General features: G+C 35.6%; 23 protein-coding genes and 1 riboswitch. Of the genes, 13 read left to right on the top strand and 10 right to left on the bottom strand.

Going from position 1 to position 24,059, the window contains the following annotated elements; all coding sequences use genetic code 11:
• Positions 1-3: 3 nt before the first annotated feature.
• The 3 genes from feoB to thiT all read right to left on the bottom strand — a co-directional run bounded on the left by feoB (position 4) and on the right by thiT (position 2,973).
• The gene (gene feoB, locus ABES03_RS01005; RefSeq protein WP_430114383.1) at positions 4-2,007 is read right to left on the bottom strand and encodes a ferrous iron transport protein B; all 2,004 of its coding nucleotides are present in this window, start codon (positions 2,005-2,007) and stop codon (positions 4-6) included.
• Entirely contained in the window at positions 2,007-2,231 is a 225-nt protein-coding gene (locus ABES03_RS01000) for a FeoA family protein (protein ID WP_307289639.1), read from the bottom strand. The genes feoB and ABES03_RS01000 overlap by 1 nt, the downstream gene beginning before the upstream one ends.
• A 163-nt stretch (positions 2,232-2,394) precedes the next feature.
• Positions 2,395-2,973, bottom strand: coding sequence for an energy-coupled thiamine transporter ThiT (gene thiT, locus ABES03_RS00995; protein ID WP_430114380.1), 579 nt, complete (start codon positions 2,971-2,973; stop codon positions 2,395-2,397).
• Positions 2,974-3,064: 91 nt separating this feature from the next.
• Positions 3,065-3,172, bottom strand: a riboswitch (TPP riboswitch).
• Between the two features lie 200 nt (positions 3,173-3,372).
• Here thiT and ABES03_RS00990 point away from each other — a divergent pair.
• Positions 3,373-4,497, top strand: a complete 1,125-nt coding sequence (locus ABES03_RS00990) for a histidine kinase N-terminal domain-containing protein (protein ID WP_430114377.1) — start codon at positions 3,373-3,375, stop codon at positions 4,495-4,497.
• Between the two features lie 133 nt (positions 4,498-4,630).
• Positions 4,631-5,185: a GNAT family N-acetyltransferase gene (locus ABES03_RS00985; RefSeq protein WP_430114375.1), complete on the top strand. Its 555-nt coding sequence runs from the start codon at positions 4,631-4,633 to the stop codon at positions 5,183-5,185.
• Here the strand turns inward: ABES03_RS00985 and ABES03_RS00980 are convergent.
• Positions 5,182-5,679, bottom strand: coding sequence for a hypothetical protein (locus tag ABES03_RS00980; RefSeq protein ID WP_430114373.1), 498 nt, complete (start codon positions 5,677-5,679; stop codon positions 5,182-5,184). The two genes, ABES03_RS00985 and ABES03_RS00980, sit on opposite strands and share 4 nt — an antisense overlap.
• Positions 5,676-6,143, bottom strand: coding sequence for a hypothetical protein (locus tag ABES03_RS00975; protein WP_430114371.1), 468 nt, complete (start codon positions 6,141-6,143; stop codon positions 5,676-5,678). The genes ABES03_RS00980 and ABES03_RS00975 overlap by 4 nt, the downstream gene beginning before the upstream one ends.
• A gap of 191 nt (positions 6,144-6,334) precedes the next feature.
• Between ABES03_RS00975 and ABES03_RS00970 the strand changes: the two genes are divergently transcribed.
• From ABES03_RS00970 to ABES03_RS00955, 4 genes are all read left to right on the top strand, one after another.
• Positions 6,335-7,645, top strand: a complete 1,311-nt coding sequence (locus ABES03_RS00970) for a hemolysin family protein (RefSeq protein WP_430114369.1) — start codon at positions 6,335-6,337, stop codon at positions 7,643-7,645.
• Positions 7,646-7,797: 152 nt separating this feature from the next.
• Positions 7,798-8,232 (top strand): MerR family transcriptional regulator, encoded by a 435-nt coding sequence (locus tag ABES03_RS00965; RefSeq protein ID WP_430114367.1) that lies wholly within the window; start codon positions 7,798-7,800, stop codon positions 8,230-8,232.
• Positions 8,233-8,293: 61 nt separating this feature from the next.
• Positions 8,294-9,646: a hemolysin family protein gene (locus ABES03_RS00960; RefSeq protein WP_430114365.1), complete on the top strand. Its 1,353-nt coding sequence runs from the start codon at positions 8,294-8,296 to the stop codon at positions 9,644-9,646.
• 157 nt (positions 9,647-9,803) lie between these two features.
• Positions 9,804-9,986, top strand: a complete 183-nt coding sequence (locus ABES03_RS00955; protein WP_413302342.1) for a hypothetical protein — start codon at positions 9,804-9,806, stop codon at positions 9,984-9,986.
• A gap of 74 nt (positions 9,987-10,060) precedes the next feature.
• Here the strand turns inward: ABES03_RS00955 and ABES03_RS00950 are convergent, their stop codons facing one another.
• Positions 10,061-10,357, bottom strand: coding sequence for a hypothetical protein (locus tag ABES03_RS00950; RefSeq protein ID WP_430114363.1), 297 nt, complete (start codon positions 10,355-10,357; stop codon positions 10,061-10,063).
• A 147-nt stretch (positions 10,358-10,504) separates the two neighbouring features.
• Entirely contained in the window at positions 10,505-10,765 is a 261-nt protein-coding gene (locus ABES03_RS00945) for a CGCGG family rSAM-modified RiPP protein (protein WP_430114360.1), read from the bottom strand.
• 280 nt (positions 10,766-11,045) lie between these two features.
• Between ABES03_RS00945 and ABES03_RS00940 the strand changes: the two genes are divergently transcribed.
• A complete protein-coding gene (locus ABES03_RS00940) occupies positions 11,046-11,357 on the top strand; it encodes a HesB/YadR/YfhF family protein (protein WP_430114358.1) in 312 nt (103 codons plus the stop codon).
• 67 nt (positions 11,358-11,424) lie between these two features.
• Here the strand turns inward: ABES03_RS00940 and ABES03_RS00935 are convergent, their stop codons facing one another.
• Positions 11,425-11,973, bottom strand: coding sequence for a hypothetical protein (locus tag ABES03_RS00935; protein WP_430114356.1), 549 nt, complete (start codon positions 11,971-11,973; stop codon positions 11,425-11,427).
• Positions 11,974-12,280: 307 nt separating this feature from the next.
• Between ABES03_RS00935 and atpB the strand changes: the two genes are divergently transcribed.
• Genes atpB through ABES03_RS00920 form a run of 3 tightly spaced genes read left to right on the top strand, consistent with a single transcriptional unit; the run spans position 12,281 to position 14,370 of the window.
• Positions 12,281-12,994 (top strand): F0F1 ATP synthase subunit A, encoded by a 714-nt coding sequence (gene atpB / locus ABES03_RS00930; protein ID WP_430114354.1) that lies wholly within the window; start codon positions 12,281-12,283, stop codon positions 12,992-12,994.
• A 23-nt stretch (positions 12,995-13,017) separates the two neighbouring features.
• Positions 13,018-13,416, top strand: a complete 399-nt coding sequence (locus tag ABES03_RS00925; RefSeq protein ID WP_430114352.1) for an ATP synthase F0 subunit B — start codon at positions 13,018-13,020, stop codon at positions 13,414-13,416.
• Positions 13,417-13,419: 3 nt separating this feature from the next.
• The gene (locus ABES03_RS00920) at positions 13,420-14,370 is read left to right on the top strand and encodes a DUF3939 domain-containing protein (RefSeq protein WP_430114350.1); all 951 of its coding nucleotides are present in this window, start codon (positions 13,420-13,422) and stop codon (positions 14,368-14,370) included.
• 31 nt (positions 14,371-14,401) lie between these two features.
• Here the strand turns inward: ABES03_RS00920 and ABES03_RS00915 are convergent, their stop codons facing one another.
• Positions 14,402-19,915 (bottom strand): DUF4350 domain-containing protein, encoded by a 5,514-nt coding sequence (locus ABES03_RS00915; protein ID WP_430114349.1) that lies wholly within the window; start codon positions 19,913-19,915, stop codon positions 14,402-14,404.
• A gap of 204 nt (positions 19,916-20,119) precedes the next feature.
• Here ABES03_RS00915 and ABES03_RS00910 point away from each other — a divergent pair, with 204 nt between their 5' ends.
• From ABES03_RS00910 to ABES03_RS00900, 3 genes are all read left to right on the top strand, one after another.
• Entirely contained in the window at positions 20,120-21,262 is a 1,143-nt protein-coding gene (locus tag ABES03_RS00910) for a HupE/UreJ family protein (RefSeq protein WP_430114346.1), read from the top strand.
• 111 nt (positions 21,263-21,373) lie between these two features.
• Positions 21,374-22,630, top strand: a complete 1,257-nt coding sequence (locus ABES03_RS00905) for a DUF445 domain-containing protein (RefSeq protein WP_430114344.1) — start codon at positions 21,374-21,376, stop codon at positions 22,628-22,630.
• Between the two features lie 137 nt (positions 22,631-22,767).
• Positions 22,768-23,133: a cytochrome-c oxidase gene (locus ABES03_RS00900; protein WP_413302363.1), complete on the top strand. Its 366-nt coding sequence runs from the start codon at positions 22,768-22,770 to the stop codon at positions 23,131-23,133.
• A gap of 77 nt (positions 23,134-23,210) precedes the next feature.
• On the opposite strand, the gene ABES03_RS00895 is transcribed toward ABES03_RS00900, so the two are convergent.
• Positions 23,211-24,059 carry a TIGR03943 family putative permease subunit gene (locus ABES03_RS00895; protein ID WP_430114342.1) on the bottom strand — a complete coding sequence of 283 codons (849 nt, stop codon included), beginning with the start codon at positions 24,057-24,059 and terminating at the stop codon, positions 23,211-23,213.

Genomic DNA, 24,059 nt, shown 5'->3' with positions numbered 1-24,059 from the left:
GAATTAACCAATTCCCAGCAGCATACCACCTTGGTAAATGATTAATGACAAGACATAGGCAATCACAAAAGCATAAATCATAGAAAAAGCTGTCCATTTCTTTGAATTGGTTTCTTTATATATAGTTGCCACAGTTGCTAAGCACGGAATATATAACAGGATGAATACCATGAAACTATAAGCAGCAAGCGGTGTGTAATAATTAGCCAGTAATGCTTGTAACCCTGCATCATTCGGAACAAAATAAATGATATTCATCGTTGAGATAATCGCTTCTTTTGCTAGAAATCCAGTAATTAACGATGCAGAAGCCTGCCATGTTCCAAATCCAATGGGATCAAAGATTGGAGCAATTATGTTTCCAATTGCCGCTAAAAAACTATGATCCATATCTACATTTAGTCCTTTGGGACCCGCATAGGATAACAACCAAATAAATACAGAACCTGCAAAGATAAATGTTCCAGCCTTTCTTACAAACCCTTTCCCTTTATCCCAAGTACTTCTCCAGAGCGACTGAAATTGCGGCAGCCTATACGGCGGCAACTCGATAACAAACAAGGAGGTTTCAGATTTTAGTAAGGTAGTAGAGAATATTTTGGCCAAAACTAAAGCAACAACAATCCCTAGAACATAAAGACTTAACACAACAAATGCTTTATGAGCGGCAAAAAATGCTCCGACAAATAACGCATACACAGGTAATCGTGCGGAACATGACATTAACGGTGTGAGCAAGATCGTTAACAAACGCTCACGTGGGGTTTCAATTGTTCGTGCTGCCATGATTCCAGGTACATTACAACCAAAACCAATCATCATTGGAATAAATGCTTTTCCGTTTAGTCCAACCGATTCCATAATTCGATCCATTACTAGTGCAACACGAGCCATATACCCAGAGTCCTCAAGTAATGAAATGAAAAAGAAGAGAATAAAAATTTGTGGAACAAACACAAGTACGCCACCGACACCTGCTACTAAGCCTTCAATAATTAATGCATGGATAAATGCCGATGCATGAATGGCTCCTAACACTTTCTCGAATCCCGCCGTTACAGGTCCAGTTAATAAAGTATCTAAAGCGTCCGACAATGGAGTTCCCAACCAATCAAACGTTAACATAAACATAAAATACATTAATAGCAAAAAGATCGGCATACCAAGGTATCGATTTGTAACGATAGAATCTATCTTTTCAGACAAAGGTATAACGGTATCACTTTTTCTAGCCACTTCAGAAATGATTTTTTCAATAACTTCTTTTCTTTTTAGATATATAAAGTTTGTTAATGATTTAAAATCAGTTTGTTTTTGTAACTCCGACTCCAATTTATTAACAATTGCTTGCAGCTTTTGAGTATTGGCTAAACTATTAACATAGTTTTTTACATACTCGTTACCTTCTAAATATTGAATAGCCAGGAAGCGTATAGAGTGAGTAGTTTTACCCGTTAATTCTCCGGAAAATGCTGTAATTGCTTCCTCTATCTCTTTCCCGTAATACGTAAGATTCTTTTTCATTGGTTGGATGGATTTAGTTGAGATAACATCTACGAGTTGATCGCACCCTTTCCCACTTCTTGCCACAACAGGCACTACTGGAACACCGAGAATCTCCGAAAGTTTCAAATAATCGATTTGAATGCCTCGTTTATTAGCTACATCTATCATATTTAATCCGATAAGCGCAGGCTTTTCAAACTCAAGCAATTGTAGTGTTAAGTGTAGATTTCTCTCCAATTGAGAGGCATCTAATATATTCAGTAAGCGATCCACTGATTCATTTAAAAAGAAGGATGTAACAACACCTTCATCTTTTGACAATGGATTAAGAGTGTAAACACCAGGCAAATCAATTAAATGACCTATATTTTTCTTAAATACTCCAACCTTCTTTTCAACTGTTACACCGCTCCAGTTCCCAACATATTCATAGGAGCCTGTTAAGTTATTAAACAAAGATGTTTTTCCTGTATTTGGGTTACCTATAAGAGCAATTTCCATTAGATTCTTTCCACCTCTATCTGAACGGCTTCCTTGCGGCGGATGCCAACACACTGTCCGCAGGACTCAATCATAATCGGGCCGCCAAATGGCATAACGCACTTTACGCACACTTCCGAACCTTCAGTGATACCTAAATCTAGCAGTCTTCTTTGAACTAGGTGACCAACATGAGAAAGATCTAATATTTTTCCTTTATCTCCAGCTTTTAACGAACCGAACATGCATATCACCCTATCTATCTTAATTGAGAATGATTATCTTTCTATATTGCCATTTTAACACTTTTTTAGGGTAATAAGCATATTAAATTTGACAAAGTTTCGAAAAAATTTCATAAAAAAAAGGAAAAAGCGTCTAGGCCTTTCCTTTTTTTACTAATATGTTTTATTTAAACAATCTTTTTGGTAATGCACTGATAACTAGAATAATGATGATGGCACTGATAATAAAGCTTGGAAGCATATAGGTTCCATTATATAGCAGGGAGTAAACAGCTACGGGCTGCCCTTTTGGCGCATATTCTCCAAAAAACACAATCCCAGATACGACATGGCAAAGGTAACGAAGAACACTTCCTAAGAAGGCTCCCAGTACTACGTAGGTCATCCATTTTCCTTTGTTCTGATCATTAAGTGCATTCTTTATTTGTGCTGCAAAAATACCAGCGAAGCCAACAGCAGTAAAGGCAATAAAGTAATCAATAATTCCTTGAATTAGTGTATAAATTTGTGAATATCCAAGAATAAATTGTAACAGACCTAGTAAGAATCCTGTAAGGACGCCACCTTTAATCCCCCAACGGTAAGCCATAAGAAACACCGGGACCATGGCAATCGAAATAGATCCCCCTTGTGGCCAAATTTTAAATGAAAGGATATTCCCAACATAATCTAATAAATAGGCAAGTGCGGTAAACACCGCTACTTCTGTGATAAAAAGCGTGTTACTCCTGTTCTTGTTCATTTTCAAAAATCCCCCTTTGGTTTGTCTATCCAATAAAAAAATCCACAAAAAAAGCAATGCATGACAAAATTAGGAATGTCTGCATTGCTTTGCTATCGGCAAACCACATCCCTACGCTAGCGTTAACTAACAGGTTCATAGGGTCAGAACTCAACCGTTCACTCTCAGCCGCAAAAAAGCAGCTCCCCTTGTGGAAATATTCTATTGTTTCCATAAAAAATATACTACTGTCTACCTCTTTTTACAAGATATATTTACACATTGAATAACGAAAGAAATCTCCAAATGGGATAGAAATTATTGGGAAATATTTTTTATTCATATTTTTAGAGGATTTTGGCCTTTACCCTCGAATTTACTTGTTAATCAGTTTTGTTAATACCATAGGGGGAAAAAAGGATGTTTACGGGAGAACAAACAGATTTAGTTGCTTTTTTTCAAAAAAACAAAGAGAAGCTGGTACAAGAATGGGAAGATTCCATTGTAATCAATCATGAGGACCCCTTTAAGATGAAAATCAGGGAAAATGGGGAAGCCCTTCTTAAGGTGATCCTTTCTATGCATAAGGTGACTAATGATGAGCTTCTAGAAATCATTAAAAAGATTGCAATTGAGGTCTCAGAAGAACGGGTACTAGCTAATATCAATATTGGTGATTTTGTCTATAATGTCAATCTTGGCCGGACCATTCTATACAGTTATTTGAGTAAAACAGGAATTTCCTGGTCAGATTTACAGGAATCCATTAATAAAATCAATTTTTGTTTTGATAAATTTTTATACTATGCGGTGTCTCATTATTCAGAAGCTAAAAACAAGATTATTGAAGAAAAGACGATGTTCATTGATTCAACTCATCAGGACAGATTAACCCTTCTCGGTCAAATGACATCAAGCTTTATTCATGAATTTAGGAACCCACTCACTTCTGTTCAAGGATTTATCCAATTACTTAAGGCAGATTATCCAAACATGAGATATTTAGATATCATTTCAGGGGAGTTAGACCAACTTAATTTTCGAATATCTCAGTTTCTTTTGCTTTCAAAAAAGGAACTTATCGGAAAAGAAAAAATTGATTTCAATTTGAATCAACTGATCGATGAAGTGTTAAATTTCCTCTATCCAAGTATATTGGATGGAAAAGTGAAAATTAAAAGAGATTTGAGCAAAGATTTCACCTTGAATGGGTATGCTGATGAAATTAGACAAGTCTTTATTAATATTATTTTTAATGCAATTGATGTTCTAAACCATCACGAAGTGAACTTACCTACAATTGAAATAAGTACCTGGGTGGAAGATGATGAGTTGATAAAAATAAGTATTTCTAATAATGGACCTGCCATCCCGGCGGAATTAAGAAAAACCATTTTCGAACCATTTTTCACCACTAAAAAGCTAGGTACTGGTCTTGGATTATTTGTTTGTAAAGAAATTATTGAGAAACACAAGGGAGAATTGACGTGCGATTCCTCTCTAGATAAAACCACTTTTTCTATCTGCTTACCAGTGCTTCCTTAAAAAGGAACAATCATACTTTCTTTCAAATCCCACTTTCAAAAAGCAGGGATTTTTTTATGTCTCCCTTATATACATCTTCCCCAAAATAACCCTTTTGCATATGATGTACTAAAAAATTTGGGAGACTAGGCGCATGTTTACATTTAAAGTTGATAATGAAATTGAACTTCAATTATTTCAACACCACCACGCACTAGAACTTTATCAGCTGGTTGAAGGGAATCGAGACCATTTACGAGAATGGCTGCCTTGGGTGGACACCATGAATTCCCCATATCAATTTGAATCCATTATCCCAATCTGGCTCAACCAATTTGCTGAAAACCAAGGATTTAACGTTGGAATACTTTTTAAAGGAGAACTCGTCGGTTCCATTGGCTTACACCAAATAGATTGGCACAACAGAACGGTTAGTATTGGGTACTATCTATCAAAATCCGCAGAGGGACATGGCGTCATGACACGTTCCGTTCAAGCCTTACTAAATTATGCTTTCTTCGATTTGGGTTTAAATCGGGTAGAAATACGCTGCGGAGTAAATAACACAAAAAGTCGTGCCATTCCCGAAAGGCTTGGATTTGTAAAGGAAGGCACAATAAGAGACGGTGAACAATTATACGGTAAATATCATGACCTCATTTGTTATGGCATGCTTGCTCGCGACTGGAATGGTTTGATCTCTAGTTAAGTCATTTTTTTTATGGATTGATTTCCCTTAATAAAAAGACAAATTAATATAATTTGGACAATCGGATAAAACGGAAATGAATAAAAGATCATATACCCTTTTCTATAATGATACACACCAAGAACATGGGCGAACCATTCAAGAGAAACCCCAAACAGTGACCAGCAAAGAATGTAGAAAAAGCAATACTTGAATGGTATCTTAAACCGATCCCAAATATAAATAAAAAAATATGAGGATGGGCCAAACATGGTATAGGAGAAAAAATCAATCAACTGAAAGGAGGAATTATCATTTACATTGTAAAAATTGAAAGGTTCGATACTAATGGTATGATCAAAAAAGAAACCAACAAAAATACCGAATAACACTAAAAAGAGGCTTATATTAAATGAAAACCGCTTTTTCATAAAAAAAATCGCTCCGAAACCAACAATATTCATAATGATGACAAACCATTCATTTTGATTGAATGAATGATCATATATGGTCATAATTCCTCCTCACTTTCTTTATGCTCTAGAAATTTAAGAACATAAACCAATATGACAAAAAAACTTAAGTAAAGAAGTACAGAAAATATCAAATGCCAATGTATATAAACTAAAAGCTTTGCCCTAATGGCTGTAAATTCAATGACAAAGAATGAAGCTAACATCCCTAAAACGAGGAGTGTTTTCACCTTGTTTTTTTTTATTTGTTTATAAGCATTAAGGAATATTAAAAAAAGCAGTGGAAATACCCCATCTCGATAGAGAATGAATGCGAAGAATCCTTCTTTTTGATGTGTGTATTCAATTAAATGCATATTTAACGAAAGGATAGTCATTGAATTGATCAGCAGCATGGAAGAAAGTAAGAAAAGATTCAATTGATTAACTAAGGATATTTTCTTCGATTGAAAAGTAAAAATAGAAGCTAAAATTAAGGTCATTAGAGTTGCAAAGAAAATAATCATTTTGCCCCCACTTGGCACTAGAAAATTTCCTTTATTATTCCACAATGTAAAAAATTTACGCATTTTAATATCCCATAGGATGTAAATTAAAGTTTATTGTCTCTCCTCAAGTAGAAATACTAAGTTAGGGTTATAATGAAAGAAAAGTAATCGTAAGTGAGGTGGCACCCCTTACTATTGTAAGGTGAGATATGATTGGGATAAATGTAGGGATTATTGTTATCCTAGTTGCTTTTACCGCATTTTTTGTGGCATCGGAATTTGCAATGGTAAAGGTACGCACAACAAGAATTGATCAATTAATCGGAGAAGGTCATACAAAAGCAGATAAAGCGAAGAAAATACTCTCCAATTTGGATGGATATTTATCCGCTACCCAAGTAGGAATTACTATTACCTCCCTAATACTCGGCTGGCTGGGGGAGCCAACCATAAGAGTATTACTTAGTCCGCTATTTGAATGGATTCAATTACCCTTTTCAATAAAACAGATTCTTTCGTTTATAGTTGCCTTTGGTGTTATCACATTTTTTAATGTGGTGGTTGGAGAACTCGCTCCTAAAACATTTGCTATTCAGAAATCGGAACAAATCATTTTGCTGTTTGCTCCAGCACTAATTTTGTTCTATAGACTTATGTATCCTTTTATTTGGGCCCTCAATAGATCAGCACGCTTTGTTACTGGTCTTTTTGGGATTGAACCAATTTCTGATCAAGATATGGTCCTTTCAGAAGAGGAACTCAGGATGATCCTTTCCCAAAGCTATGAGAGTGGAGAAATTAATCAATCTGAATATCGCTATATGAACCGAATTTTCGAGTTTGATAATCGAATCGCGAAAGAAATTATGGTACCACGGACAGAGGTGGTAACCCTTTCTAAAGATGCTTATATGGATGAAATTATTACTATTGTAAAGGAAGAAAAATATACAAGATATCCATTAATTGATGGGGATAAGGACAATATTTTAGGGGTTGTAAATATTAAAGAAGTACTAACCGATTGTATCCAACAAAAATGCAATGGTAAGGAACCTCTCCTTCCATACTTGAAACCAGTCATTCATGTGATAGAAACGATTCCCATTCAAGAATTATTAGTAAAACTGCAAAAAAATAGAAGCCATATGGCAATATTATCCGATGAGTATGGCGGCACAGCCGGTATTGTAACCGTTGAGGATATACTTGAAGAAATCGTGGGAGAAATACGGGATGAATTTGATTTGGACGAGCTCCCTCTAATTCAAAAAAAGGGAGAAAACCACTACGTGTTGGATGGAAAAGTACTGATTAGTGAGGTAAATGACCTTTTAGGTACCACCCTTGAAGAAGAAGAGGTTGACACGATTGGAGGCTGGTTCTTAACGCAAAAATTTGATGTACATGAAGGAGACAGCATTGAAATGGAAGGATTTGTTTTTCAAATAAAAGAAATTGAAGGGCACCATATATTATATATTGAAGTTGGAAATGCACCAACGTCTTCTGTTCTGTAGGAGGCGTTTTTTTGTGCTTTTTTTTATTATAAACCTACATTATATTATTCATATTTACATTGCTTTCCCATAAAATGTTGATAACAACTACTAATTAACCAGAACGTTTGACTGTATAGTTTAAATTATTTATAATTATTGTAATTTTAATTATGTTGAGGTGGTATGATGGGGCTGTCTATCGAATTGGTGAAATAGCCGAAATAGCGCATGTGTCAAAAAGAACGATCGACTATTACACGTCTATTGGCTTATTAAAAGCAGAACGCTCTAAGTCAAATTACCGCATTTATTCGGATGATTCATTAGAGGATTTAAAATTTATAGAAGAATGCAAGAGTCTGCATTACCCTTTAGACGAGATTAGAAGAAAGCTAGAAATGAGAAAAGCAAAGAATATTCGTGAATCAGAAGTGGATAGACATGTTAGTGCAGTAACACAGCAGATGAAACAGCTTCATAACGATTTATTCGATCTCATACCAGTTTTAGAGAGATTGGATGAACATCAAAAAGAAAAATTAATGAACAATTTAAGCCTGCTCAGAAATGCACTAAAGACGTCACTGATAAAAGTAACAAGTTAATTTTTTTATTATATTGGGAGGTGACTCCTTACTCGTCTTACAACGGGTTAAGGGAACTTATTTGGACATATTTAACTTGGTTATTATAGCCATTTTAATTGCTTTAACTGCTTTTTTTGTAACTTCAGAGTTTGCAATTGTTAAAATACGAAGTTCGAGGATAGACCAGTTAATTGAGGAAGGAAGTTCGAAAGCAGTTTCTGCAAAAAAGGTGATTTCGAACTTGGATGAATATCTTTCTGCCTGTCAGTTAGGAATTACAATAACAGCCTTAGGTTTAGGTTGGATTGGGGAATCAACCATTGAGCATATGCTAAGTCCTCTTTTCCATAAAATAAACATTCCAGAGAGTGCAGCGCAAGTATTATCAGTAGGAATTGCGTTTGCAGCCATTACCTTTTTGCATGTAGTGGTTGGAGAACTCGCCCCTAAAACTTTGGCCATACAAAAGGCTGAATTAATTACCTTAATTGTGTCACGTCCACTAATCCTCTTTTATAAAATCATGTACCCTTTTATTTGGGTACTAAATGGGTCTGCACGGGTTGTTTCCAGTATGTTTGGGCTAAAACCCGTATCAGAGAATGAAATTGCTCATACAGAGGAAGAACTTCGAATTATCCTATCTGAAAGCTATAAAAGTGGTGAAATTAACCAGTCAGAGTTTAAGTATGTAAATAAAATTTTTGAGTTTGATAATCGAATTGCTAAAGAAATAATGGTACCACGGACAGAAATAGTCTCTTTATCAAAGGATGACTCGTTAGAAACATTTCTACAGGTTTTGCGAGAAGAAAAATTTACAAGATATCCGATTATTGATGGAGATAAAGACCATATTATCGGATTAGTAAATATTAAAGAAGTGATGACTGATTTAATAGGCAATGAAAGTCTCTCTACTCAAACATTAGAAAACTATACTCGACCAATTATTAGAGTAATAGAAACGATCCCTATCCATGACCTACTTGTAAAAATGCAAAAGGATCGAGTCCATATGGCTATTTTAATGGATGAATATGGCGGTACATCAGGACTTGTAACGGTTGAAGATATTCTCGAAGAAATTGTAGGGGAAATTCGTGACGAATTTGATATGGATGAAATTCCAGAAATTCGTAAAATAAAAGAAAACCATTATATCATTGACTCCAAGGTTTTAGTTACCGAGGTTAATGATTTATTGGGAATTGAAATTGATGATGAAGATATTGATACTATTGGTGGGTGGATCCTAACTGAAAATTATGAAGCACAAGAAGGGGACACCATTATTCACGACGCTTTTATCTTTAAAATCCTGGATATGGAGGAACATCATATCCGCTATATTGAAGTCACAAAAATCTCCAATGATGGAGAAGCTGTCACTCAGCAAATGGCCGTGCCGAACTCAGAAGTACTGTCATAAAATAGACCGAATTAATGGTCTATTTTTTTTGCCTTGGGTGTATAAAGTTCAATGCTGATCCCATAGGACTTTCGGCCCAAAATTAGAGTATTGGGACAAATACCCAACCACTTCCTCCTTTTATTACATATCCTGCTCTTAAAGGAGGGATGAAACAATGAATCATGTATCAGTGTTATTTTTAGCTTGTATCTTAGCTGGGTTTGCCCTAATGAAAGTGGCAACAGTTGGATTCTTATCAAGTTTGTCATCATTTATTGTTATTGTTGGTGCACTAGTAGTTATCGTTTTTGCTCTTGCTATTATTTACCTTGGTCTTAAATCACTCACAAAGATGTAAGCGGTTTTAAGCCCCTAAAATAAAAAGGTCAGATGAAATTCATCTGGCCTTTTTTTCGTATCAATATTTAAAAATTATCTGTCTTTTAATATGATGAGATCCTCTTCCGCTTTAGCTATTTTAACTAAATGTGAATCAAGCCGCCGATTAATGTGCTGGATTTCTTTGCTCTGCGTGTCTTCAATACGCTGGAGAGCATCTTTAATATCAGATAAGTCAATTTGATTGACCTCTACTCTATGTTCAATGCTATCCATCTTTTCTAGTCTGGATAATCTCTTTTCAATGTTTTCTAAAGTTGTATTAAATGTATGAATTAAACTTTTAATATCAGTTATATTTTCAGTTAATTTTTCAAGTTCCTTTTCCATCTCAAACACTCCTCTTACTTTACTTTTCTTTTTCTTTTATTTTATTTTATCATCGTTTTCACTATCAACATGTTACAAAAACAGCAACAATGAAAAAGTGAGCAATAATAAGTCTAAATTAAGTCTAAGGAGCATCTATATCATGCCTTATTTCAATTTCCAAACCCTCAGTACATATCCTCCACACCCACACTGGTCAATAAATTTTATTTTCACATGTTCTGCATACAGCTCTTGGATTAAGGGTTGTAAATAGTCCACCGGATTTCCAAACACAACAGATGTTACTAGATTAACAAAACAGCCAGCTTTAGTTTCTTCTATTGCTAATAATGCATCACTTATAATCAGGTCTATATCGTGCTCATATTCATCATGTTCTAAATCCTTCGTCCAATCTTTATTCATATAATCCTCCATGTAGGTGAATTTTATTTGTAATTTAATTAAAACCTTTTTTTTAGTGAAAGTTATTGATTTTCCTCACACATGTGAACAAATCGAATCGAAAAAATGAACATTTTTTTAATTAGGTCACGGGTGAGCGTTAACCGTGAATTTTATCACAGGCAAAACAATAGAAAAGTTATACTCTTTCAATATAAGGAAAAGGCAATTAAATAATCATTCTTTGCCTTCATTTTGGCCTTAAATTGATAATCAACTAGGAAAAGGTTGGTGTATAAATATGTTTATTTCTATCGACGAAAAAGCTACCTCATGGTTTACGAAAGAATTTGATTTCAATAAACCATTCAGTATTCGCATGTTTCCTCAGTATGCTGGATTTGGTGAGAAGCATAAGGGTTACAGCCTTGCTTTTTCTGCTGAGATTCCTGCAAATGCTGGATATGTAAAAGAAATCAATGGAATTACCTTTTTTGTAGAGGGAAATGATGTGTGGTTTTTTGAAGATACCGAAACATACCTATCAGCTGATAACTTGGTGGATGAGATTTTAGTTACGTTCAAAGAAGAAAATAAAACTACAATTAATTAACATTCCTGAGATAAAAACAAAAGGTATCCACATTTTATTAGTGGATACCTTTTGTTTTTGATGTAAATTAATTTACTTGCTTATCTAAGCTTGGTGCCATTAGTTTTGCACTTTCAAATACGGTTTTAAGTTTTTCTTCACCTTGTGCAAAAGTTGCATCTGCTGCATCTAATGATGGTGCATCCTTTTTCAGTTCGTCCGCTTTTGCTTGGTAAGATGCTGCATAATCCTTCACAGCCGCCTCAAGGTCAGCTTTTTGATCTTTCAACGCATCAGGTACTTGCACACTATTTAAATCAGCAGCAACGGCTGCTGCTGCTTCACTTGCTTTTGCTTTTTCCTCAGCAGTTGGTGCATCCTCAGGTTTAGCATCTGGTGCAGCTGCTTTAGCCGCCTTTGCTACGTAAGCATTTAAATCCCCATCTTTTGCATTGATTCTCTTTCCAAGATCCATATAGAACTTAACTAATTCTTTTTTAACATCAACTTTCGGTGCTTCTGCTTCTTTTGTTACTTCTTTCTTTTCTGTTGTTTTTGTTTCATCAGAGCTTGAACAAGCAGCAAGTCCGATGGCCATTGCAACAGCTGATACGACTAATAATAACTTTTTCTTCATTTTTATTTCCCCCAATTTCTCTTTTTATGCATTGTTAATTTTACAACAACTTATATGACGAGGAAAGTTTATAAAGGTTACAAAAAAATGTACTTTTTTATTAGATTTTTTTAATAGATGTTACGTAATTTAAGATTTCTATAGTTTTTACGTTACTTGTTTTATTTTTCAGAAAATTAGCAATAAATTGTGAACTATCTTACAATAATAACTAATTTTGTATATAATAAACATGACATAAGTTTTCTATTTTCTCCACGTTCCATATTAAAGTCCATTCATTTTTTATTAAAGGGGGTTGGACATCTTGGAACATACAAGGCCGCAAATATCTTTGTTTCATTTAACGTTTGATTTATCCATTCTACTTACCACAACTATTGTTGCTATTATTGTTTTCCTCATTGCTTATCTATTGACAAGAAATTCTTCCTTACACACTCCAAATAAATGTCAAAATCTCATGGAATGGATTGTAGAGTTTGTTAAGGATATTATGAATAACTCAATTGGAAACTCTGACAATTTATTCATCTTATCCACTGGTGTAGTCTTACTAATGTATCTTTTTATTTCAAATCTTTTAGGAGTACCATTTTTAATTGTTACTGTTGAAGATCATCCTGTGGCATGGTGGAAATCTCCTACTGCAGATGCACATGTAACCATGACCCTGGCTATAATGATAATAGCCTATACACATTTTATTGATATCCGTATGAATGGATTTAAACATTTTGCTCTTAGCTTTTTCAAACCTTTTACGTTCTTTTTTCCTATCAATGCTGTAGAACAACTTGCAACAACCTTAACCTTAGGGTTACGTTTGTTTGGTAATATTTATGCAGGGGAAATCCTTCTTGTCCTGTTAGCTAATGCAGTAAACCATGGTTTTATTGTTGCTGCTCTAGCATCCGTCCCTATGTTGATTTGGCAGGCATTTTGTATCTTTATTGGCGCAATACAGGCTTATATCTTTGTCACTCTAACAATGGTTTATATTGCTCACCGATTAACATAATATTTTGAAGGGAGTTGATTGTTTTGGGCGACTTTTCATTATTCGGACTTCCAGTTTCTTTAGGGACCATGATTTATCAAGCTATCATTTTTACCGTTCTTGTTTTTATATTAAAAAAACTGGTTTTTAAAAAGATGGTGGATATTCTTGAGAAAAGGAAACACCACATCGAAAAACAGCTACTTTTAACGGAACAGTATAAGCAGGAAGCTGAAAAAAACTTAGAAGCGAGCAAAGACGTTCTTAAACAGGCAAAAAAAGAGGCCAGAGAAATACGATCGTATTCCGAAGATGCAGCAAAGGTAATTATTCATGACGCCAAAGAAGAGGCCAAAGATATATTAAAAAAGGCAAAAGAAGATGCCTTTTTGCACTCTGCCCGACCCTTTCCACACTCAAACCAAATAAAAGAGGGGGCATAATGTATGAAACACAAGTTCACTAAATATTTAGGTAGAATTACGGAAAACCTAGAAATTGGATTAGAAGATAAATGGATCTATGTTCATTACACAAAAGGTTCTATTGAAAAAACAGCATGTCTGTTAAAGAATGAAAATAAATCAGAGGAAGCATATCTTGAAGCTTTTCTTGACGAGAATAAGGTGTCTGATGAAATGAGAAAAGAAATTAAAGCATTTTTTAAAAATGGACAGTCACATAGAGATAAACATTGGAATGAATCCACAAACTTTCTAATGAAAGCCGTTTCCTTGAATATGGTTTTTGGTATAGCTATTGCTATCTCCGTTTTTGCTGGTTATAAACTAGGAGATTTATTAGATAACCGCTATGAAATATACCCTGTATTTACTCTAATTGGGATATTTTTAGGTATTGGTATTGGAGGGGCTACAGTTTATTCATTGGTTCATAAGTATTTCCAAACCTCACAAAAAAATGAAGTGTCTGAACCAAAAGCAGAACAAAATAAAGACTATCCCCTTATTGAGGTTAGTATCGATGAGGTTCGAAAAGCTGTGAGAGCCTTTTCGGATCATTTACCAAAGGGTGTCTACAGGACCATTCTTGTTCAAGAGGATCATAGTATTGACTTTAACCAACTTGCTCCGATCCTCGGAGGTGTCCCATCTAAAAAGTTCTATATGTCTAAAGAAACCTATGATTTATTTGAAGAAACTGAGAAGCAAATACCCATCGAAATGGACATGGTGCAAAAGGCTGTAGACCAATATGTAAAGGACCATAAGGAGTTTCCTATGTTAAAATTTGATCCCCAGCACAGAGTGAATTATTATCAGTTATTACAAGACCACTATTTAAAGAAAGCACCCGAAATGCAATTTTATCTCACAGACCTAGATGGATTAATCACTCATATAAAACCAAAGAAAAAAAACTCCTCTCTATCTTGAGAGGAGTTTTTCTGTTGTTGAAATGGTCTTGTTATTGAATCCAAGCTCCATCTTTACCAACTTTGTACTTTCCAATTGTTGTATTAGCAGCCATGTGCCCATCGTTATAAAGGAAATACCACTTCTTATTAACTAGAACCCAACCAGTTTGCATCTCGCCTTTACTATTCATGAAATACCATTTGCCGTTTGAAAGAACCCATGCATTTGATTTCATGACACCTTTAGCATCGACAAAATACCACTTATGGTTAGTTTGTACCCAAGCATTGGTTAACATTGCTCCATTTGCTCCAACATAGTACCATTTGTCGCTTGTTAATACCCATACATTGGTTAACATTGCTCCATTTGCTCCGACATAGTACCATTTGGCGTTAGTTAATACCCATGCATTGGTTAACATTACTCCATTTGCTCCAACATAATACCATTTGTCGCTTGTTAATACCCATGCATTGGTTAACATTGCTCCATCTGTTCCAAGGTAGTACCACTTTCCAGATGTTTGAACCCAAGTATTCTTTGAAATAGCACCATTTTCATTGTAGAAATACCAGTGACTATTTTCAAATATCCATCCAGCTTTAACTTCTGGTACCTCTGTCTTGCTTACTGTTACTTCTGTTGCTGTACTTTCGTTACCTGCAGCATCTGTTGCTGTTACAGCAATCTTTGTTCCTGCTGCTTGTTTTGCAATCGTAATTGTAAATTTGCCTTCTGCATCCGCTGTTGCTGTGCCGATTTCCTGGCCATTTACTTTTGCTACAACTTTTGCTCCTGCTTCAGTTGTGCCCTTAACTTCTACATCTTTATCTGTTACTCCATTTACTACTGGAGCTTCAGGTGCTGTTGTATCCTTTTCGTCTACGACAGTTCCAACTAATTCCTTAGTATCTCTAACACGGATACGTGTACCTTGTGCAAACGAACCTGATAGTCCCACTGCTTCTAAAGTGTCTCCAGCTTTTAGTACTGGTACTGGACCGCTTTGGTTTACAATATAACCGTCAGTAAATACTAACACGTCACCAGAACCGTCATTGATTACATAAGAATTATCGTCAAACTTAGATACAACTGTACCTTTAACCTTAACAAGTAATCCTTGGTTAGCTGAAGATGTTGCTTCCCCTGTTTTTACTTGTTTTGGTTCAACTGGTTCACCAGTTCCAAGTTTAATTACGTCTTTAGCAAACGTAGTAAACTCTAACTCTTTATTGTTTTCGTAAGTTTTCAAGTGACCATAAACACGTACTTTATCTCCTGCTTTTAAAGTACCTTCTGGAACCTCTTGGAATGCCATAATACCGCCAGTTTCATCTTGCAGATAAAAGGCATCGAAGAATACACCTGCTCCAGTTGTAACTGTTCCTTCAACAACAACATTTGTATCATCTGTTAATTGTCTTGCATCGGAAATTTTTGAGATTACTGTTCCACGATCTGCAAGCCAATTAACTGAGTTTAGCGCTAACTCATCATTACCCTTAGGGCTATATGACTCATCTAATTGCTTATCATTCATGAAGTTCATACCAGAAACAACAATACGTCCATTTCCAATTTTCTCAGAAGCAACAGCTGGGATTGCTGAACCGCCATTATCATCGGATACATTATCATATACATAGTTTCCTTCAGCAACACTTCCTTGGTATGTGGTTTCGTTTCCGCTTGCCAAGATTGTAACTGTGTCGCTATCTGTTAATGGTTGGTGACCAACCTTTTCTAAGCTTGAACCACTATAATATTCTAGAGTGTCGGCTCTATCAGTAATATAGTTAGCCACTGGGTGTAAATGAATTCTTACTGCAAATTTTGATTTAAGTGGGTCAGACCAGAAGTTTCCTTCCTTAGTATCATCATTTATACCATCATTGTTAACTTGGATGGTTGCACCCATTTCTTGAAGTAAGTCGTTGTTAATATTAGTATCATTTTTAAAGTTACTCTTATCTGTTAAGAACAATGAGCCGCCATTTTTTACAAAGTCTGAAACTGCTTTGTTTTCATCCGCTGTTAAATCTACTTGTGGATGTGTAATTACTAAAACCTTTACATCTTTTAATAGATCTGCAGTTAATGGCTGTTTATTTTCGACTACAGTGTACCCTTCACGCTGAACTAGTGATGTAAAGCTTGTGAAGTTATTTTTGTAGCTACCAGGGTCAGTTGATGTATTCTCATTTTGGTGAGCAGCATCAATCATGACTGTTAGACCCAAGGCCTGCTTTATAGATATGTCTTTTGTAAAAGTATTATCTTCTGGACTATCACCTTGTGGTGTATCTACAACCGCAATTAGCTTATGATTTCCAGCAATTGGGCTATTCCAAGTTACAGTTGCTTTACCAACACTCTTAGGTAAAATGCTTGCGATAGATTTTGTGCCAATAAGATTATTTTCTTTTACTTCATCATAATAGAACTTAACATTTAGATTAGAAAGCTCAGTTTTACCTAAATTGCTGATTCCTGCTTCAAGAGTAGCTGGGTTACCAGATACAATCGCATCTCCTGCAACCTCTAAACCGCTTACTCGTACATCTACGTCTTTCTCTTCTGTCCAAATTGGTGAAGAATAGATTTGTTCTCCATCCATTTGTGTAATTTTAACCACAAACCATTGTTGTCCTCCAGTTACAGTAACTTCTGGATTCCAAGTAAAGTCTTTTGTCATAGGCTCATACGTATCAACTACTTTTGAACCATTTGAAATTAATTCAACCTTCTGAACTCGGTCATCAGACTTGTAGTCTCCTGGAAGGAAATTATACTCCGCAATCGCATTGGATTCTGCAACTGCGTCTGAACCCTTAATATCAAATTTAAGAGTATTGCCAGTAACAACTGAACCCATATATTGACCGTTTGCTAGTACATCTAGAGCAAAGTTAGGGTCTTCTTCCATATACACACGCATGTTTTGCATTGCATGCAATAGTGAAGGTTGATTTAAATCCTTTGATACAATAACTGTTCTATTCATGGTTTGGCCCCATGTTCCATCATGGTTATCTTCCCCATATGTTGGAGCGATGTGCCAACCTAAATCAAGTGCGCTAAAGAATTTCTTCTCAGCATTAGCATAGCCATAATGCCCTGAACCATTTCCTACTTCAAGCATAGTAAATAATTTATCTACCTTTTGGTCATATGGCATGAAGTTATTAAATGCATTAGCAGACATATCAGGGTGGTTAAATTGTGCAACAATATTATCGTAGGTTAATACCCATGCGTAATATTGATTTAAATCTTGATACTTACCGTTATTCATTTTACGATCAATGAAATTGTCTGTTCCAAATACGTTTGAGTGTCCCCATGTTGTAGAGGTCATCTCAAAAGCAGGGAATACAACATAGTCATTGTTTGTATACTCTTTTGCTAAATCTTTTGTAAGCTGCCAATCAGACCCACCTGTTCTTTCAGGCATTCCGTTATGGTCAACAGTATCGGTGTTTGCTAACGTAGAATCAATGTCATGTGAATGGTCAGAGAAAGCAAACCAATCATAACCATGAGCTTTACCAGCCTTTAAAGCATCTTCAGGAGTACCAGTACCATCGTGTGAAATATTTGTGTGATTGTGAGTTGTTCCACGATAATGGTTACCGCCAGTAAACGGTTCTGCTACATCGAATGTCCAAGTAGCTGAACTATGGTTTCCTTTAGTATCCCAAGCTTCTACAGTAACTGAATGTGCACCAATTGTTAATGGATTAGATAAAGTCATAGAAACTTGATCATCAGTGACAACAGCAGTATCAGCCATTTCATTGCCGTCTAATTTAATTGACAGCTTTTCCTTGTCTAGGCCACTTGGCTCATTAACAAGGAAACTGATAACAGGAAGTGTTGTTTCAATGATTGATTTATCAGCTGGTTGGAAGCCTGTTAGTTCCGGTGCAAATGTATCATCAACAACAGATACAGCATTGGGTTGATCCGCTGTTCCAACTGTTTTTGTTTCAGATTTGTTTGTCGCCTCTATGTAGTAGACAAATCCAGTTGATGGTACTGATGCAGCTGGTAAAACAGCTGTAAATTTATTATCTTCGCCTTTTGTCATAGCAAGTGTTTGATAAGTTGTTTCACTATTCGAGCGATAGTACACAGTTACACTTTCTGCCCCCTCAACATTTGCAACAAACTTTACATCGTTGCTTGTATATGCAGTTGTGATGGGGTCATGTGCTAATGAAAGAGCAAAGTACTGTACAATATCATCATTTGATCGTGGGAAAATCTGATATCCAGTATCAAATGGAGTAGTAGAGTCATACTGGCTTAATATACCTGTAAAATTATAATAACTTCCTACTTTAATAGAGTTAACAGCATCAATTCCAGTCGTTGTCATCACCCGAACTGTCGTGCTTTTTCCTCCATCCTCTAACGTTACATTTATTCCACCACCAGCAGGTGTTGAAGGAACATCGGTTACTTTCCCTCTTACATTTACAAGCATTCCCTCTTTAGGTTCAGCCATTGTATAATTGTTTAACTCTGCAATGGTAACGGATTTTGGTGTAATTTCATCTCCTTGTCCGTAATCTTCAATTAAAGTTGGTTTAATTTCTGTTAAACCTCTATAAAAATCTACTGTACCAGTGACTTTAACCTTACTGCCTACTGTCACTTCTTGAGTGCTTCCGTAAACATCGATTCCACCAGTACCATCTTCAATATAAAATGTTTTAGATCCTACAACATTATTAGCAACTGTTACAGTACCTGCTACAGTGACAGTTTGTCCTTTTAATGAAGCTTGACCTTCACTATCATTGGCACGTACATCCTTAAGAAGTGTTACTCCTTCTTCTGGAGGTGTTGGTGGTGCTTCTAATTCAGGTTCTATACCTGAAGCTGCGTTCTGTGGATTAGGTTCTGCAAGGACAAAATCCTTAGAGTTATCATTTGTATCCCAGCCATTTCCTTTTCCAGCTCCAGCTCCAGTCGGATCTGAACCATCGTTTGCTAATCTTTCAATACTTTTTGCTGCAGATGGTGCAGGTGAAGCGGCAGTCTCAAATTCGTTTGCTGCTCCAAAACCAACAAAATCAACAACATTTGAATCATCTTTTCCAGTAATGGAACCAGTAGTTTTGGTAAGGGCTACCTTTCCGTCGGAACCAGCCAAGGCGATGCTACCTGTCAGATCTGCTGTTGGTAGATCTATTGTACCACCAGTTCCTGCCTTCTCCTGGATTAAATAGTATCCATGGGCCTTAATAACACCACTCAAAGGTGTAGAGTTACTTGCACCAGGGCTGGTATTAAAAGTTCCTGCTTTTGAAGCATATTGGACAGCCCAACCATCAAGACTAATATCAGAATCAGTTGGATTATACAATTCTATGAAGTCATTTTTGTAATTAGCCCCGCTGTTACCTCCACCGCCGTACACCTCGCTAATGACAACGTTTCCAAAAGAAGCCGCTTTAGCTGGATGTGCTAAATTGGGTAGGAACGTTCCACTGAGTAACAACGCAGATAGGCCTAAACTACTAAATTTCTTTAATGGCGTTTTCCTCATTTTACTCCCCCTAAATTATTGTTGTAATTTGTCGAACATTTCTAATCTATCATAAATTTCTCGAATTTAATATATAAATATGTGAAATTACTGGTAATAACCAACTGGAAAATATTTATAAAAATAAAATACGTAGAAAATTGTTTTCAGAAACCTTTATAATAGATGAGGGACTTCATACCTACTACTTAGGAGGATACTTCATTGAAAAAAATTCTGTACAAAAATATTATCCTTTCTTTTTTAATCCTTATTATACTCGCACCAAAAACTACCTATGCCCATGCACTTAGCGCCGCTTTCACTAACATTAATTTCTCAAGTAAACAAACGGAATTAATTTATTCAATAGATTCTTTATCCGTAATTGAAGGAATCGGTGGGGATAAAAATAATGATGGGATGTTAAGTGAACAAGAACTTAAAGGGATCACCCTAAGAGTAGAAGAATGGATAGACGATGGTGTCGTATTGGAGGTAAACGGAAAACAGCAGGCTGGTGAACTGAAAAGTTTAAAGTTAGAGCAAAAAGCGGACAAACAAATGCTGACTTTTCATTTTAAATATCCATCTTATTCAGTAGGTCAAACCGTAAAATTACTAGACGGAATTTTTTATGAGGGGCGCAATTTTGACAGCTATAATAACTTTTTAGCCGTTAATTTCAAAGGGCAAGTGAGCGAGGCCATTCTTAATGGAAAAAATCGTGAGTGGGCCATGCTGTTAGCTGAACCCCAGCAACAGCAATCGGATGATCAATCTGCCTCTTCAGATACTAAAAAGCAAGCAGAGACTAAGGAAACTTCTTCCTGGTTCTCATTTTTCAAACTTGGAATGCTTCATATCTTAACTGGTTATGACCATCTATTATTTCTAATAGCCTTATTATTAAGAAAACAAACTTTTAAACAATATGCTGCCATTGTTACCTCCTTTACCATTGCGCATAGTATCACTCTAAGCTTAGCTGTGCTCGGTTGGATTACATTACCTTCTAGATTTGTAGAAGCGGTCATTGCCTTTAGTATTTGTTACGTGGCATTGGAGAACATTTTCCGAAAAGAAATAAAACACCGCTGGAGCATTACTTTTATGTTCGGATTAATTCATGGACTTGGTTTTGCAAGTATTCTAAAAGAAATGGCCATACCAAAAAGTCACCTTGCCGTTGCCTTAATTAACTTCAACCTAGGGATAGAGGCCGTTCAACTTTTAATTGTATTATTGCTATTACCTCTTCTTATGTTTATTCAGAAGAAGAAACTCCATGGAAAAGTAGTCCAAATAGGATCAATAATCATTACTCTATTAGGTGCTTTTTGGTTAATAGAGCGAATCTTCTCCTAAAAAAAAACTTCCTTTTTAAACAAATCTTGTTTAAGAGGAAGTTTTTTTTGCTTTTTTTTCTGCTAAATTGAGATAATAGCAATAGATAACTATTTATAAAGGGGTACAAGTATGCAAAAACAGAAAAACAAATCACAGCATTTAGCAACAATTTCTCTTGCTGTGATGGGAGTAGGTTTTTTAGCTACCCTTCCATTACAGCATTCAATATGGGGTATGATTTTACAGGGAGGATTTGAAGCGGGGCTTGTAGGTGGTTTAGCTGACTGGTTCGCTGTGACTGCTTTATTTCGGCACCCATTAGGTATTCCCATTCCACACACAGCACTTCTGCCCAAAAATAGAAAAAGAATTATTGCTGGAATTATCTCCATGCTAGAAAATGATTGGTTAACAAAAGAAAGTATACGAAGTAAAATTGAGACTATTCCTTTTACTGAAAAATTATTTGCTCTTTTTCAGAAAGAAATTACTTCTCAAGGGGTAAAGGAAAATCTCATTACTCTTATTCAGCATTTTATTATGAAAGTCGATAGTAAAAAAATTGCGCCAATGATTGAAAAAGAAATAAAGCAACATTTAATTAAATTAGATAGTAAAGACTATCTTCCACTTCTGATAGATCAAGTGATGGTCAGAAAATATGATGAAAAAACACTTGATTATATTCTAAAAGAAATCGACGAATGGGCTCAAAAGGACAGTACAAAATATAGGCTTGGCGGAATGGCAGTCGATGCCGTTGAAAATATTAAAGCAGATGGATTTATGCAGTTCGCTTTAAAATCCTTTAGCAGTCTGGTTAATGAAGAAAAGCTAGGTAATATTATTCAAAACCTTATTTTAAAAGGGGTTGATAGCTACCGTGATCCTTTTAATCAAAATAGACAATCGTTAATTAGTCATATTCACACCAAACTGCATTCGATAAAAAATGATGAACAGTTGTATGGAGAACTAAATAACCTCAAAACACATCTTATTGATAAATGGGAACCACAAGAACAAATAACTGAAATTCTAAATCAGTTTCAGAAAAAGGCCCATAATTTTATATCAGAACCTACCTTTTTCGATGAATACCTACTTCCCATTATAAAAAATAGTTTGGAACAACTGGAGGCAAATCCAGAAAAGGTTAGTCAGCTTGAGGGATGGATTAAATCGCAAATTTCTAATTTTGTAGATAAAAATCACGAAAAAATTGGCAAATTGGTAGAAGAAAACTTAGAAAAGCTCGATGACAAAACACTCATCAGAATGGTGGAAACAAACGTCGGTAAAGACCTTCAATGGATCCGTGTAAACGGGGCTGTATGTGGATTTCTGATCGGGTTGGTATTAGTTGGAATTAAAGCATTTTTCTAAGGAAGAGCAACCTAACACGGTTGCTCTTCTTTTATTTAAAAAATCTCCTTTGTCCCTAAAAATCAATGTTCTAGTTCACATTTCTGTCACATATTTACTACTGTAGGGACTATTTATAGGTAAAAGGAGGCAGGAAAATGGGCATAAAGTTTATTAAAATATCTGTCTGTTATTTTGTCGTTGGGGTATGTTTAGGTATGTTTATGTCAATGACCGGAAAGTTTGATTTTACCCCTGTCCACGTTCATATTAATCTATTAGGATGGACGGCCATGACTCTTGCTGGACTTATTTATGTAGCTTTTCCTAACGCAGCGGAAACAACTCTAGCAAAGGTTCACTTTTGGCTCCATAATATTGCATTGCCCATCATGATGATTGGGCTCGCCCTTTTACTCTCTGGAGTAAAAGCTGCAGGGCCTGCAGTTGCGGTCGGTGGAACCCTAATGGTACTAGGCATCATCCTCTTTGCAATTAACATCCTTAAGAATGTAAAGAACTAATTGTCTTTGTTATCATACTTTAATTCAAATTTCCTCCTCAATAAAGATAAAAAGACACCGGAAAATCCGGTGTCTTTTTAATATCCTCTAAAAACATATTGTTCTTTTGGAGCCGTGGTCTTTGACCATTCTTTAACCTTTAAATAAGGAATATTCATTTTAAAAGGTTGATAATAAATCGTTGAGACTTCTCCTTTTACTCGGATCCACTCATCATTTTTTAGAGTGGTTCCCTTTGGCATGTCAACAAGCATACCAAACACACCTGAGTCTGCAATACAATGAATGACTCCAAAGCGGAAAACAAACAGTTGGTTTTTATCTATCGTTTCACTATCATTAAAAACAAACCCGTTAAACTCGATTTCCTTCCCTAGGAAGTCACCTGAGTAATTATAAATGGTTTCCATTGCCTTTAAATAGTTTTCATCATTTATAACAATGGTGTCTTTATTGATATACTTCTTTTTTTCTTTTTCCATTAGCACATCGTACGCATCTTTTCCATAATAGACACTCGTATCAGGACGTAGGAATTGTTGCTGCATGAACGAATCCCCTTTTCCTTCATCATAAATAGGAAAATGAAACCCTTTCGCCTTAACAATATTACTATCAAGTGTGGCTATCGGAAAAAATAGACCAGAGATAATAGGGAAAGCAAAAATCGGATAAATGATTAGCTTTTTGTACCATTTGTCTTCCTTCGCATGATTATGTCCACAATGTTCATGGCCACACTCATGCTCTTTTGACTGATCCTTGTTCTGCATGAATATTTGAACAATCGTTAAAACCAACAGGGCATAGCCTGCCGTTGCAGATAAATAGGAATATTTCATATTAATATACTTATTAATATCTCCAGTTATATGCAGATGAAATAAAAAATAAGTAAATCCAATGAGTATTAAGCTTCTTATCAT

Source organism: Neobacillus rhizosphaerae (assembly GCF_050477885.1).
In the GTDB taxonomy this organism is placed as follows: Bacteria; Bacillota; Bacilli; order Bacillales; family Cytobacillaceae; genus Neobacillus; species Neobacillus rhizosphaerae_A.
Note: the sequence above shows the minus strand (reverse complement) of the source record. Positions and strands in the feature narration are given on the sequence as shown.